Consider the following 12,417-nt stretch of genomic DNA (forward strand, 5'->3'; position numbering starts at 1 on the left):
TTGTCGCGCAGCGGCGCCCAGTGCGTCGGGGCTCAGCTTGGACAAGTTGAAACGAAGCGGGGTGGGGGTCTTCATGGCCGTCCGCAACGAAAAGGAGGTCGGACGGGTCCTGGAGTCCCTCGAGGCGCAGGATGTCAAACCCGGCGTGGTGGTGGTCGTGGACGACGGGTCCACGGACGGGACCGGAGGGTTCCTCGACTCAGCGAAAAGGAGGTTCTCCTTCGACCTTGAAGTCGTCCACCGTCCTCCTCACCCTGGGAGCTACGTGGGTAGGCCGGAGCTCGCCGGGGTGCTCAACTCGGGATTGGAGGTGCTCGCACGGAGAAACCCCCTGCCCGATTTCGTCATGAAGCTCGACGGCGACCACGCCCTCCCGCCTGACTATCTGGGCCGGGTGCTGGAGAGGATGGCCGCAGACCCCCGCCTTGGGGTCGCCAGCGGCTGCATCTCTGGGGAACGCTACACGGAGAAGTCACCCAGGGGGTCCGGGATGGTGGTCAGGGCCGACTTCTGGAGGGACGCGAACGGGATGCGTTTCCCCCTGGAATACGGCTGGGAGAGCTGGCTGTATCTGAAGGCCCAGGCTTCGGGGTATGAGACCAGGTCATTCCCGGACATAGTAAGCGCTATCTCGCGCCCGACCGCCCTTTCGAAGGGGGTCCTCTACGGGAGGGCGATGTACGCCCTGGGATACTACTGGCCCTATGCCATAGGGAGGTGCCTGGTCTTCCTCCCTCGCTCCCCATGGAGCGCCCTGCAGATGCTCCGGGGATACGTAGATCACAGGGGGGTCGGTCGCCTGGACGTCGCCCCCTGGGTGAAAAGGGCCCAGCGCAGGTCACTTCTAAAGAGGGGGACGAGGATGGTCGCGCGCATTGGGGCCAGGTAGCGGCGACATAGACGCCGTAGTCTTCGACCTCGACGGGACCCTGTTCCACCTCCCTGTGGACTGGAAGGCGGTGAGGCGAGACCTGGAGGCTTCGTACGGTTCCGGCTTCGGGGGCGCGCCGATCTTCGCAAAGCTCAGGGAGCTGTCCAGGTCGGAGCCAGGGGCTCTGCCGAGGCTCTTTGCAGTGATAGACTCCTACGAGGTGAGGGCGGCTGAGGACGCGTCCCCCGTGGGGGGGTCCCTGGCTCTGCTTTCCTCTGCGCGCTCGAGGCGCCCCCTCGCCCTGGTCACCATGCAGGGGAGGAAGGCGACCGCGAGGGTACTGGCGCGCTTCGGGCTGGTCGGCTCCTTCGCCGCGGTGCTTACACGCGAGGACTCGCTGAGCCGGGAGGCCCAGATCCTGTCAGCATGCCGCACGCTGGGCTCGCCTCCCTCCCGCGCCCTGTTCGTGGGGGACAAGAGGAGTGACCTAGAAGACGGAAAGGCCGCTGGAGCGAAGGTGGCGCTGGTCGGGAGGCGCGCGAGCCCCGAGTGGGGGGGTGACTACTACTCCGAAGACCCCGCAGGCCTGGCGCCGATGGTCTGAGCTGCCGCGGACCATTCTTCACCGGACTGCGGCGCGGCAGAGCCACAGAATCTTCCTGTGCAACTCGCCGTTAGCGGAGGCCACGAAGTTGAACCTGTGCTCCAGGTCGAACTCAGGCGACAGCCTCCTCCCTCTCGGGTCAGTCAGCACCGCCCCTGCCTCCAGGGCTATGAGGCCGGCCGCTGCGAAGTCTGTTACCCTCATCTTCCCCCTGAGGTCGACGAAAGCGTCGGTCTTCCCCTCCGCGAGGTAGCAGAGCTCGAGGGCGTTGGCGCCCAGGTGCACTTGCCGCTTCACCCCTTCGATGAGCGGTCCCTGGCGCGCCGTCATCCTCTCTCGGGTCCCGCTCAGGTCCACCCCCACCACCGCGGTCGACGGGTCGGCGGTCCGGCTCGTCCTGATCGTCTTGCCGTTCTTTGTCGCCCCCTTCCCCCTCCGGGCGGCGTAGACGTCGCCGGTCACGAGGTCCCTGACCACCCCTACCCTGACGTCGTCCATCGTCCTTCCGTCTGCCAGGGCCACCGAGGTGCAGTAGAATGGTATGCCGTGCTCGAAGTTGGAGGACCCGTCGAGAGGGTCGACTATCGCCAGAATCGCGGCGTCGTCGTCTCCCACCGACCCAGCCTCCTCAGTCAGGACCTTCGCCCCTCCCGCCCGGAGGATGTGCTTCAAGAGAATGTCCTCCGCCTTCTTGTCCGCATAGATCGTCTTGTCGCCGGCCGCGCCCACGCCGATCACGGTTCCCCTCCCTCCGCGCCTGGCCAGGGGCGCCAGCCGGCGCATGACAGCCTCGGTAGAGGAGAGGAGGAGTCTCTCCCACTCGTCCTCTTTCACGTCGCCGTCGCCCTGCGCCTGTCGAGTATGGCCAGGATCTCGCCGAGGGTCACTCTGGTGTCGGAGTCGGTCTGGACCTCTTCCACTTCTTTCTCCCCCAGGTCACTGTGGACCTCTTCCAGGGCGGTGTAGTACCTGGTCCTGAAGTACTCCGAGACGTTCTTCTCCCTCTCGTCCTTCCCCAGCTGTCTGCTGGAGATGGTCTCGTTCCCAGCCCTCAGGCGGATGTAGATGTCTGGCCTCAGCGACGGCTCCTTGAGGACGCGCCTGGCCATCTCCATCATGGACGGATACGCGTCGCTCTTCTTCAGCTCGTGCCTTATCTTGGCGTAGGCGAGGTCAGACAGCAGGTACCCTTCCGAGACCACGTTCCTGGTCGCCCTGAGCTTGGATATCACCGAGCTGTAGACGAGCGTCGCCCCCAGGAGGCTGAAGTCCGCTGCGGTGTCTGCTCTGTCTGCGACCGGGACGTCATGGGGGACAGCGTGGGCGGACTCCTGCAGCCGGAACCATCCCATCAGCTCCAGACCCACTGCCAGGGTGGTCTTGCCCGTCCCCGAGAACCCCTCGAGGACTATGAACGTCAAAGCGCCTGCGCTTTCGGCGTTCCGGATTTAACCTATGGGCCAGGCGCTACGGAAGCGCGGCGAAGACCCCGTAGTTGAACAGCGCGAGGTACAGAAGGTATGCCGCATATCCTATCCCCAGGTAGGCGACAGTCGGGACGCCGTAGCGCACGACGACTGACGCGTCGGGCTTGTCCGCCTTCTCGACTTCGTCCCTGGCCACGTTGACGTCCCCGCTCACCTGGGTCCTGGCGCCGTCTGAGACGATGGCCTTCGGGATCCACCTTTGCTCGCGGAGGAACTGCTCCATCGATATCGTCTTCTCTCTCACGTTCCCCCTCGAGAGCTCGTACCCTATGTGACCCAGCGCCACCACGGCGGTGCCGATGAGCGGGGCGAAGGGTGAGAGGACGTAGGGGTCTGCCGCTATGAAGGCGATCGCTATCCCGTCCGCCTGCCCGATCCCCCCGAGAAAGGTGAAGGCGAGAGCAATCCCTCCGAGGAGGACGAACTTGGCGACGAAGAACTCGAACCCGAAGAACCCGCTCGCGTAAAACGAGTAGACGATGTAGCAGACCCCTGCCGCCGCCGGGATCCAGACCAGGTCGCTGACAGCCCTGTCCTTCACGTCCTGATAGGAGGCCATCACGAACGAAGCCAGTATGAGGAGCTGGGCGTACAACAGCCCCACCGGCCCCGGCCGACGATATAAGAAGCAGGGAGTCAGCGCGCCGTTTCGTCCACTTTCAGCTTCTGCCCTGCGAAGATGCGCTCGACTTTGGCGATGTCGTCGATCTCGGAGGGCCCTTTGTCTGTCCTTATCCTCTTTATCCGGGGGAACCTTAGCGCGAACCCCGAGTCGTGCCTCCCGCTGCGCTGGATGCTGTCGAATGCGACCTCGACGACTATCTCAGGTCTGACCTGCCGCCTGTGTCCGAAGTCTTTCACGGTCGTCTCTTTCAGCCGCTTCGTCATCTCTTCGATCTCCCTGTCGGTCAGCCCGCTGTACGCCTTCCCTACGGTCTTCAGCGCGTCCCCGTCCCTGACGGCAAAGGTGTAGTCGGAGATCACCCCTGCCCTCTTCCCGTGGCCGTATTCGGCGCCGACTATGACGACGTCCAGGGTGTCGAGTTCCTCCTTCAGCTTCGCCCATCCTGACCCTCTCTTCCCCATGGCGTAGGTCCCCCCGGGGTCCTTCACCACTAGACCTTCGTATCCCAGTTCCCTGCTTCGCCTGAACGCCGCCATCACGTCTCCTTCGGTCTTCACATCTACGGACTCCGCGATCCTCGCCGGTGACCCGGCGACCACCGCCGCAAGGAGCTTCCTCCTTTCCGAGAGAGGGAGTCCGACTGTCTCCCCGCCGTCCAGGGACAGGATGTCGAACGCGAAGTAGGTCACGGGGGCCTTCTTCCTGGCCCCTTCGAAATCCTCCTGCCTCCTGAGCCGTCTCTGCAGCAGCTGAAAGGGGAGGGGGCGGCCGTCAGCGAACGGGACCGCCTCTCCGTCGAGCACGAACTCTCTCCTCCGACCCGCGAAGGCGGAGACGACCTCGGGGAAGCCTTCGGTGATGTCCTCGAGCCTCCTCGAGTAGACGCGGACCGTCCCTTTCGAACTGTGGACCTGCGCCCTGACGCCGTCGTACTTGTACTCGGCATAAGCCGTCCGGCCGAAGTGCTCGGCGATTTCCCCGGGGGTCGTGAAGGGTTCGGCGAGCATGAAGTTCACCGGTCTGAACGGTTGGATCCTGGCAGACCGCGTGTCCCCCTTCGCCGCGGACTCCGCGAAGGTCCCGATGTCCCCCAGCACCATGTGCGCCCTTTCCGCTTCCTCGTCCGAAAGCCCATAGGCTGCGGCTATCGCCTCCTTCAAGAGCCCGGAGACCAGCCCGGTCCTCATCTCCCCTGTGAGAACCTTGACTATGTACTTCCCCTCGAGCGGGGTCGCGGCCAGCAGGAGGGACTTCACTATCCCGCGCTTGGTCCCTGAAGACCCTTGCCCCTTCGTCGCTCTCAGTCTCGCGAACGCGTCGTCGAGGGCGGCCAGGGTCAGGTCCTCCCCGAAGAGGGACTGCTCCTGCTTGTCGCGCAGGAGGACCTCGGCGACCTCGCCCAGGTCGCCCCGCTTCAGGTAGACCTTCGAGACGTCCTCTTCCGTCGCTCCGGTCGCTTCGCGTATGACGTCCAGGAGGGTGGAGTATCCCACCTGGGCCTCGTCCCTGCTCCCCCTCTGGGAGGACCTCCCGGAAGCGATACGAGAGGCTACCCTGGCGTCGTCAGGGCTGAGGTCTTTGAGGTACGCCGACAGGATGGCGACCTTCTCGTTCTTGCTGGCGGTCCCCTTCGCCCGTTCGAGCGCTTCTGCCAGCGCGATGAATCTCGCGCTTTTCATTGGGCGAGCGGTACCGCCATGACCAGGGCCGCCTCGCCGTCCTTGTAGTACCCCTCGAGCCTCCCGGAAGTCTTGTAGCCGAGCTTCTGGTAGAGGGTGATGGCGTCACTGTTCGAGACGCGGACTTCCAGATAGCACTCGGTTGCCCCCTTCGCAGCCATCGCCGCCTGAGAGGTATTGAGGAGCTGCGTGCCCACTCCCTTCCCCCTGTGTTCCTCTCTGACCGCCACCGACACGATGTGCCCCTTCTTCGAGAGCCCCAGCCGTCTGAGGTGCGAGAACCCGTACTCTATCCTCCCCATGACGTATCCGACCACCTTCCCCTCAAGCTCCGCGACCAGGAAAGGCTCGGGGAACTCGGAGAGAATCTCGTAGTAGAAGAAGTCAGAGTAGTGCTCTGGGAGCGTATCCTCGTTGATCTGGATGACCCCTGGGATGTCTTCCCTCTCGCACTGCCTTACCTGATAGTCTCCGACCCTCGCGACCACAGACTTCTGCAAGTCCCGCCTTGCGGGCCGCTTGTGGACGATTAAACCTTCCTGGCCGTCCAAAGCCTTTATCGGAACTCTGGCCGGCCCGTCCTCCAATGTCGGGGCAGGCCCAGGGGGTGGAGCAGATGGTCCGCGACCTCTTCGTGGTGAGGCAGTCCTTCTCCCTCCCGGATGGCGAGTACGAGTTCCAGATAGACTACGACGAAGGGACCAAGTCGAAGTTCGCCAGGCTGAAGGAGAAGGCGGGAGGACTGGGGTACAGGCCCGGGCTCACCGGGGGGATGGACGAGTGCGTGCTGACGCTGAAGAAGACCGAGCAGGGCCCGGGGAAGATGCCGCGCCTCCCTGTCTTCTTCCTTTTCTTCACCCTCGCAGCCCTGGTCGTCTCGTCCATAGAAGAGTTCGAAGTGAATCGGCAGCTTCTCCCGAGCTTCGCGAGTTACCTGGGTTTCTTCGCCTTCTGGGTCTGCGTGGCTGCGATCCTCGCCGCCCATGAGTTGGGGCAGCGACTCATGGCCAGGAGCAGAGACGCCGGCCATGCGAGCAGCTATGTCATACCGGGGATTCCCATCATCCCCCCCTATCTGCCGTCCCTCGGGTTCGCCACCTCACAGAGAGAGCCCGCGCTGAACAGGGACAGTCTCTTCGACGCCGTGGTGGCCGGGCCGCTGGCCATGCTCCTCCTTTCGGTCCTGCTCTATGCCATAGGGGTTGTGACCGCCTCTCAGTCGACCGTCCCTTTCGCCTCGACCCAGCTCGCGAACACCACCGTGACCGTCCCTCCGAACGCTATCCAGATGGGGCTCGGCTTCCTGCTCTCCCCTCTAGTCCGCACCGTCCCCCCGGGCTATGTCTTGGTCTCTCCCATGGCGGATGCGGCCGTGATAGGGTTCATCCTGGTCTTCCTTTCTCTACTCCCCATGGCGTTCTATGACGGGGGAATGCTCGCGTCTGCCGCCTGGGGCCAGAGGTCGGCGAGGATAGCGGGGTACCTCAGCGTCCTGGCGCTGCTGGCCATCGACACCCCGAACTACTGGGCAGTGGCGATAATCGCCTTGATACTCGCGGGGAGGCCCTTTCAGCTCAGGCTACTGGACGAAGTCTCAGGGCTGTCGAAAGCCCGGCGCTTGCTCGTGGTGGTGCTAATACTGGTAGCTGTCCTCTGCATACCCATCCCGCAGAACATCGCCACCTTTCCGCTAGGCTGACTCGATCAGGCACTCGGGAGCCCGCGGGACCACGTTCACCTTGCCGCTCCGGCCCACCTTGTTGAGCAGCCTCCCCACCGCCTCCCCTGATCCCTTGGCTGTGACGAGGCCGAGCTTTGACCGCGCATACGTCTCGGGGAGCCCGGAGAGGAGCAGCATGTCGTATTCGTCCTTCAGCTTGTTGAGGTAGAAGACCTCCTCGAGCCCGTCCACGTAGACCCCATGCCTCCTTTTATCATCGGACAGCCTTCCTGTCACCATCATCTCCAGGGCTGTCGAACCCACCCCCTCGGAGCACTCTGCGATGAGCAGGATCGTCCCCGTCTTCCTGACCGCGTCGACGACGTTCCACACGCCGCGGACTGCCGACGAAAGCGTGTCGTCGTATCCGCACCCCCCGGCGCCCACGACGAGCCCCTTCGCCTGCGGCATCTGCGTCCGTGCGAACGCGTTCTTGATGGCGTCGAAGGGAGCGTCTTCGAGGGCCGCCTGCGCCTTACCGCCCCTTGGGACGACGGTCACGAACTTCGGCTCGGTTATCCTCTCGACCATTTCCTCGATGGCTTCGTAGGGGGTCCCCTTCCTGAACGGAGCGGGCTCCATCGTCTTCTCGCCCTCCGCGGCCATCGCACGGGCCCGGGCTACCCAGTCGAGGCACGCCTCGACCTTGGCGTCGAGGAGCCCGAAGAACGGGTCGGGTTTCGCAGTACCGATGAACAGCTTCGTCCCCGCCGCCTTGAGCTCGGGCGCTACAGTCACGTCGTCGCCTTCTTTGGCGGGGAGTGGCGGCGGCAGGGTCGTGATCCTTCCCTTCAGTTCCGGGACCGATGCCTCTATCCTCTTTGGGGCCGGGGAGTAGAAAGCTTGGGGAGTCGCTCCAGGCGGTGCCGCGAGCCCTTTCAGGACCTCCAGGGTGGCGGGAGCCGCGTCGCAGACGAACACCGAAGCCGAACCCCTGGCCAGCTCGACCAGCCTTTCAACGTCCAAGGTTGGCCCTCCTGCGGGCGCCTCGGAAACCGCCCCCAGATTCTCCGCTTGGATTGTGACGAGGGTCTCTACGGTCCCATAAGGGATCCAGAGTTCAGGCAATCTGCCGAGATACCGCGAGGTTGCTTTTTAAGCAAATGAAGGAAGCGCCGGCCTATGGCCTGGAAGAAGCGGAACAGCAAGCTCGGCGCCATAGCGGAGGGGCTGGTGAAGGCAGGCGCGCTCCAGTTCGGGACGTTCACGCTCCCGGACGGGAGCGACAGCTCGTACTACGTGAACCTCCGGGGGCTCCCAAGCTATCCGGGGACATACGGACTCGTCTCGGAGGCCCTCGCGGAGCAGGTCTCCAAGAACGTGCCGAAGGCCGACGCGATATGCGCCTTCCCGACGACGGGGCTCCTCCTCGCCGTCCCGGTCGCGGTGGCGCTGAAGAAGCCGCTGGTATACGTCAGGACGGAGAGGCACGGAAACGACAGGCTGGTGGAAGGGGAGGTCAGACCGGGGTGGAACGTCGTCGTAGTCGGGGACCTCGCCACTTCGGGGAAGACGATAATGTCCGCGGCCGAGGCCGTCGAGGACGAAGGGGGAAAAGTCTCTTCGGCGGTGGTCCTCATCGACAGGCTGGAGGGTGCGAGGGAAGAGCTTGGTAAGAAGAAGGTGGCCCTGCACGCCGTCACCGACGTGGTGGAGCTCGCGGACACGCTCTTCTCCATGGAGCTGATCACCAAGGACAACATGAAGGCGATCACGAAGTCGGTCGGGCGCCGCTCGGGTTGAGCGGCAGGTCGCCTGGTTCGATCAGGATAGCGAAGCTCCCGGGCGCCAGGTGGAAGGAGGCGAGGGCGCTCCGGCTCGAGGCTCTCAGTACCGACCCTGGGGCGTTCGGCAGCTCCTATGAGGAGGAGGTGGGGAGACCGGAGGAAGAGTGGCGCAAGAGGATGGAGGGGACGCTCTACGCCTTGTCTGGAGGGAAGCCCGTGGGGATGATATCGAGGGTGTTCAACGACCGGGTCAGGACGGGGCACATAGCCGCCATCTACGGGGTCTATGTCACTCCTGCTCAGAGGGGAAGGGGGGTGGGCAGCCTCCTTATGGAGCGGGCCCTCCGCGACGTGCGGAAGAGGCGCGGGGTCATCAAGGTGCAGCTCAGCGTGAACTCGGAGTTCCGGCCCGCGCTTCAGCTCTACAGGAAGTTCGGGTTCGAGGTGACAGGGAGGGCGAGGAACGAGCTCAGGGTCGGCAAGACCTACTTCGACATGCTGTACATGGAGAATGAAATCAGGAAGCCCTAGCGGACAAAATCGGGGAGAAAGAACCTCTTCAGTACACCATGAGGTTCTTCTCTTCGAGGGTGATGTGGAGGTTGTTGACCGCCCTGTAGACTTCGCTCTCCTTCTTCGCGCCGGTGCAGACGAGCTTCCCTGACGCGAACAGGAGGATGACCGTCTTGGGGTCGGCCATTCTGTGGATCAGGCCCGGGAACTGTTCTGGCTCGTACATGGACTTCGGGAGGACGCGCGCCGCCTCCTCGAGGTGGACCTTCCCTCCCAAGCTCGCTGATGCCACGATGTTCTGGATCTCGACGACCGCCTCGTTCTTGATGGGTATCTTCCCCTTCTTGAGCTGACGGACCACTTCCTCTACAGCCTTCCTGGCCTGCTCCTCGGATTTCGCGCCCGTGCAGACCATCTTCCCAGAGCTGAAGATCAGGGTGGCCGTCTTGGGGTTCCGCAGCCTGAACACCAGGCCGGGGAACTGGTCGGGGTGGTACTCGACGGTGACGAAGTTCTTGGTGATGAGGTTCAGGTCGACGGTCTGGTTGATCGATGCCGATGCGACTACGTTCTCGATGCTGACTATTGCTTTTGTCTGCGGCATTCCGAGCCGAGGCGAATTCTCTCAGTATTTAAAGGAGTATTTAAGCAGGCTCTGCAGGCAGTGTTGCATCTACTGGTGCGTCTCTTCCCTCTCCTTCTCCGAGGGCTGCAACAAGGTCGAGACGATGACAACGAGGAGGATAAGGAGGGACGGGATGTAGTTGTACCACTGCGGCAGGTTGTACAGGTCGACGTAGTAGGCGAGCAGCTCTACGTAGGGTATCACGAACACCACCTCTCCTTCAAGGCAGTTCTGGGTGATGGGCCTGGAGGCTATCCCTGACGCCTGGTCTGTGCGGGGGTTGTTGTCCCCCTTCGTGATCAGGCCGGCAGAGGTGACGTTCACTACCCGGTGCACCACCGACTCTCCTCCTGTCGAGCAGAGGCCGTTGTACACTATGATGTTCCCGACGTGTACGTCGCTTATCGGGACGCTCTGGATCACCACCAGGTCCCCTCCCTCGAGCGTCGGGAGCATGCTGACGCCGTCGACCCTCCTGGTGTCCGTCTGGACGAAGTACGCCCAGAAGATCAGGGCGACGAAGACGGCGACATAGATGACAGTGCTTCTGCGGACCATCTGCATTAAGACGCCTCCGCGCCAGAACCGGTTAAACGTTTGAGCAGACTGGATGCTTTTTATCGCCCCCTGCCGACGATGACGTCGTGCTCAGGAACCTGTTGAAGGTCCTCGCGGCAGACGCCCTCCTGCTGGTGGCCCTCTACTATGTGGTCCAGGACTTGAGCTGGAGGATTTCCTATGCGGCCTCCCTCCATACGGCCTGCCCTAACCTATGCGGGTACACGCCGTCCTTCAGCTACTCGTTCCTGACCAGGCTCTTCACGATGTCCGGGAACCCGCTTCTGAGGTCGAGCGCCTTGGTGCGCCTAACCAGCCCACCGACCCTCGACTGGGTTCAGGTGCTTTCTGTGATGCTCGTGGCTGTGAACGCCTGGTTCGTCTACGTCACGCTCTGGAAGGGGAGGAGGTCGGCGGGCATGTCTCGCCCTTCCGAATCAGTTCCGCCGAACCCTCCAGCGTAAGGCCGGGCGGCCCTGCTCAGGTTCAAAAGGCGAGCCTCTGTCCATGCCTTCATGGGGTCGCTCCTCCAGCTCCTGGAGAGGAAGACCGGGACCCCCCAGAGGGCGCGCGACGCGCTCGCAGGAGTCGCGGAGCGGCTGGGGACCCCTGGCGACGGGCCATCCGACGAGGTGATGGCGGGACTCGCGCTTTGCGCCCGGGGGGAGCCGCCCGAGTCCGTCTCGAAACACCTGAACTGGAAGGACTTCGAGAAGTTCTGTTCCATGGTCCTCCGTGCCAAGGGGTACCGCGTTAGGGAGAACCTGCACCTTAGGAAGCCGCGGGCCCAGATAGACATCCTCGGAGTGTCGGCCCGGATCTGCCTGGCGGTGGACTGCAAGCACTGGCGGAGGACCCCGGGCAGGGCGACGCTCGCGAGGTTGGTCGCCGCCCAGCGGGCGAGGGCGAAGAGGCTGCACGACACCCTCGACCCCATAGGGCCGATAGCCACCGTGATACTCGTCCTGACCGACCCGGGCGAGAGGTTCGTGGAGGGCGGTGCCATCGTCCCGGTGTTCGCCCTGGGGGACTTCCTCGACGGCGTCGAGTCGCACCGGGAAATGCTGGACCTGGTCTAGTCGTTCTAGGCGCCCTGCCTGAACGGGCTCATCCATCCTCAATCTCCTTCGTCACCCCTGTCGGGTTAGGGACGCCCTTCAGGACCACGACCCCGAGACCCTGCGGGGAGCGGCGGCTTTCCCTGCCCCGTTTCAGCTCGGCGTACACTGTCCCCTCCCCGAAACACTTCGCCAGCATCCCCTGCGAGTAGGCGAGCCCCTGGACGTCGGCGTAATCGACTATGACTCTGTCATGGAAGCGCTTGATCCGCGGCCCCGAGGCTCGCAGGGTGTACACGCCGGGCCCCTTGTTCTGCACGTACACGCCCATGACTCCGTAGGCTACACCGAGGAAGGCGACGTAGTTCTCAATCCGGGGGGAGCGGTTTGTCGCAGGAGGGCGATCGTCCTCATCTTCGCCTTCACCGACTTCCAGCACAATATTGGCGTGCACTTGGACTATCTGGAGCCTGCTTGAGGCTCGGAAGGGGGCGACTCTGTCCCTGCGAACGGACCAAGCTTCTCCGCTATCTCTTCCATCAGTCCGAAGGGATCGGGGAGGTCTCTGAGCTGGACGACGGCCACACCAGTCATGGACCTGTGCGTGCCCTTCCCCTGCCTGAGTTCGACATAGATTGTTCCGCAGTTGAACCGCCTGGCGAGCATCCCCTGTGAGTGCCCTAGGTCCCTGATGTTGTCATAGGACACGACCATCTCTCTTTGCCATAGCCGCTTGACGTGGACTCCATCATCCCCTATCCAGTGCGCCGTCGATTCTTTGTAGAGCATGTACAGCCCCACGGTCAGATAGTACACCCCGACGAAGAGCAGATAGTCCGGCAGGTGCGCCCAACTGAGGCTCAAGAACGGAGTGAACAGAGCCAATGCTATGGTCCCCTTGACCAGGCTCTTCGTAGTGTTTGACCGTAGGACTTTGGCGGGCTGCAAAA

At 63.5% G+C, this 12,417-nt stretch carries 17 protein-coding genes; 7 read left to right on the forward strand and 10 right to left on the reverse strand.

The window, feature by feature from the left end; genetic code table 11:
- The first annotated feature begins 37 nt into the window (after nucleotides 1-37).
- Both JRN21_03245 and JRN21_03250 read left to right on the forward strand, forming a co-directional pair.
- Entirely contained in the window at nucleotides 38-889 is an 852-nt protein-coding gene (locus tag JRN21_03245; GenBank protein ID MDG6988322.1) for a glycosyltransferase family 2 protein, read from the forward strand.
- Complete coding sequence (locus tag JRN21_03250) at nucleotides 876-1,475, forward strand: HAD family hydrolase (protein ID MDG6988323.1); 600 nt, start codon at nucleotides 876-878, stop codon at nucleotides 1,473-1,475. The genes JRN21_03245 and JRN21_03250 overlap by 14 nt, the downstream gene beginning before the upstream one ends.
- 18 nt (nucleotides 1,476-1,493) lie before the next feature.
- Here JRN21_03250 and JRN21_03255 read toward each other — a convergent pair whose 3' ends face one another.
- From JRN21_03255 to rimI, 5 genes are read right to left on the reverse strand one after another with little or no spacing between them, the layout of a single operon-like run.
- The gene (locus JRN21_03255; GenBank protein ID MDG6988324.1) at nucleotides 1,494-2,309 is read right to left on the reverse strand and encodes a hypothetical protein; all 816 of its coding nucleotides are present in this window, start codon (nucleotides 2,307-2,309) and stop codon (nucleotides 1,494-1,496) included.
- Nucleotides 2,306-2,896 (reverse strand): hypothetical protein, encoded by a 591-nt coding sequence (locus JRN21_03260; protein ID MDG6988325.1) that lies wholly within the window; start codon nucleotides 2,894-2,896, stop codon nucleotides 2,306-2,308. The genes JRN21_03255 and JRN21_03260 overlap by 4 nt, the downstream gene beginning before the upstream one ends.
- A 46-nt stretch (nucleotides 2,897-2,942) precedes the next feature.
- The gene (locus JRN21_03265) at nucleotides 2,943-3,557 is read right to left on the reverse strand and encodes a hypothetical protein (protein MDG6988326.1); all 615 of its coding nucleotides are present in this window, start codon (nucleotides 3,555-3,557) and stop codon (nucleotides 2,943-2,945) included.
- Between the two features lie 41 nt (nucleotides 3,558-3,598).
- Nucleotides 3,599-5,266 (reverse strand): ATP-dependent DNA ligase, encoded by a 1,668-nt coding sequence (locus JRN21_03270; GenBank protein MDG6988327.1) that lies wholly within the window; start codon nucleotides 5,264-5,266, stop codon nucleotides 3,599-3,601.
- Nucleotides 5,263-5,766, reverse strand: coding sequence for a ribosomal protein S18-alanine N-acetyltransferase (gene rimI, locus JRN21_03275; GenBank protein MDG6988328.1), 504 nt, complete (start codon nucleotides 5,764-5,766; stop codon nucleotides 5,263-5,265). The genes JRN21_03270 and rimI overlap by 4 nt, the downstream gene beginning before the upstream one ends.
- Nucleotides 5,767-5,852: 86 nt before the next feature.
- Here rimI and JRN21_03280 point away from each other — a divergent pair, with 86 nt between their 5' ends.
- Entirely contained in the window at nucleotides 5,853-6,965 is a 1,113-nt protein-coding gene (locus JRN21_03280) for a hypothetical protein (protein MDG6988329.1), read from the forward strand.
- On the opposite strand, the gene JRN21_03285 is transcribed toward JRN21_03280, so the two are convergent.
- Nucleotides 6,957-8,054, reverse strand: coding sequence for a hypothetical protein (locus tag JRN21_03285; protein MDG6988330.1), 1,098 nt, complete (start codon nucleotides 8,052-8,054; stop codon nucleotides 6,957-6,959). The genes JRN21_03280 and JRN21_03285 overlap by 9 nt on opposite strands.
- Nucleotides 8,055-8,108: 54 nt before the next feature.
- On the opposite strand from JRN21_03285, the gene JRN21_03290 reads away from it, so the two are divergent.
- Nucleotides 8,109-8,729, forward strand: coding sequence for a hypothetical protein (locus tag JRN21_03290; GenBank protein MDG6988331.1), 621 nt, complete (start codon nucleotides 8,109-8,111; stop codon nucleotides 8,727-8,729).
- Nucleotides 8,726-9,244 carry a GNAT family N-acetyltransferase gene (locus tag JRN21_03295; protein MDG6988332.1) on the forward strand — a complete coding sequence of 173 codons (519 nt, stop codon included), beginning with the start codon at nucleotides 8,726-8,728 and terminating at the stop codon, nucleotides 9,242-9,244. The genes JRN21_03290 and JRN21_03295 overlap by 4 nt, the downstream gene beginning before the upstream one ends.
- A gap of 28 nt (nucleotides 9,245-9,272) precedes the next feature.
- Here the strand turns inward: JRN21_03295 and JRN21_03300 are convergent, their stop codons facing one another.
- Entirely contained in the window at nucleotides 9,273-9,830 is a 558-nt protein-coding gene (locus tag JRN21_03300) for a TATA-box-binding protein (GenBank protein ID MDG6988333.1), read from the reverse strand.
- 69 nt (nucleotides 9,831-9,899) lie between these two features.
- Nucleotides 9,900-10,415, reverse strand: coding sequence for a signal peptidase I (locus tag JRN21_03305; protein MDG6988334.1), 516 nt, complete (start codon nucleotides 10,413-10,415; stop codon nucleotides 9,900-9,902).
- A gap of 80 nt (nucleotides 10,416-10,495) precedes the next feature.
- Between JRN21_03305 and JRN21_03310 the strand changes: the two genes are divergently transcribed.
- On the forward strand, nucleotides 10,496-10,873 hold the full coding sequence (locus tag JRN21_03310; protein ID MDG6988335.1) for a hypothetical protein: 378 nt from the start codon (nucleotides 10,496-10,498) through the stop codon (nucleotides 10,871-10,873).
- Nucleotides 10,874-10,924: 51 nt separating this feature from the next.
- Nucleotides 10,925-11,488: a restriction endonuclease gene (locus JRN21_03315; GenBank protein MDG6988336.1), complete on the forward strand. Its 564-nt coding sequence runs from the start codon at nucleotides 10,925-10,927 to the stop codon at nucleotides 11,486-11,488.
- 28 nt (nucleotides 11,489-11,516) lie between these two features.
- On the opposite strand, the gene JRN21_03320 is transcribed toward JRN21_03315, so the two are convergent.
- Together JRN21_03320 and JRN21_03325 are read right to left on the reverse strand one after the other, a co-directional pair.
- On the reverse strand, nucleotides 11,517-11,921 hold the full coding sequence (locus JRN21_03320; protein MDG6988337.1) for a hypothetical protein: 405 nt from the start codon (nucleotides 11,919-11,921) through the stop codon (nucleotides 11,517-11,519).
- A gap of 5 nt (nucleotides 11,922-11,926) precedes the next feature.
- Nucleotides 11,927-12,415 (reverse strand): PH domain-containing protein, encoded by a 489-nt coding sequence (locus JRN21_03325; GenBank protein MDG6988338.1) that lies wholly within the window; start codon nucleotides 12,413-12,415, stop codon nucleotides 11,927-11,929.
- Between the last annotated feature and the right edge of the window lie 2 nt (nucleotides 12,416-12,417).

The organism is Nitrososphaerota archaeon (genome assembly GCA_029785825.1).
GTDB lineage: Archaea > Thermoproteota > Nitrososphaeria > Nitrososphaerales > Gagatemarchaeaceae > UBA183.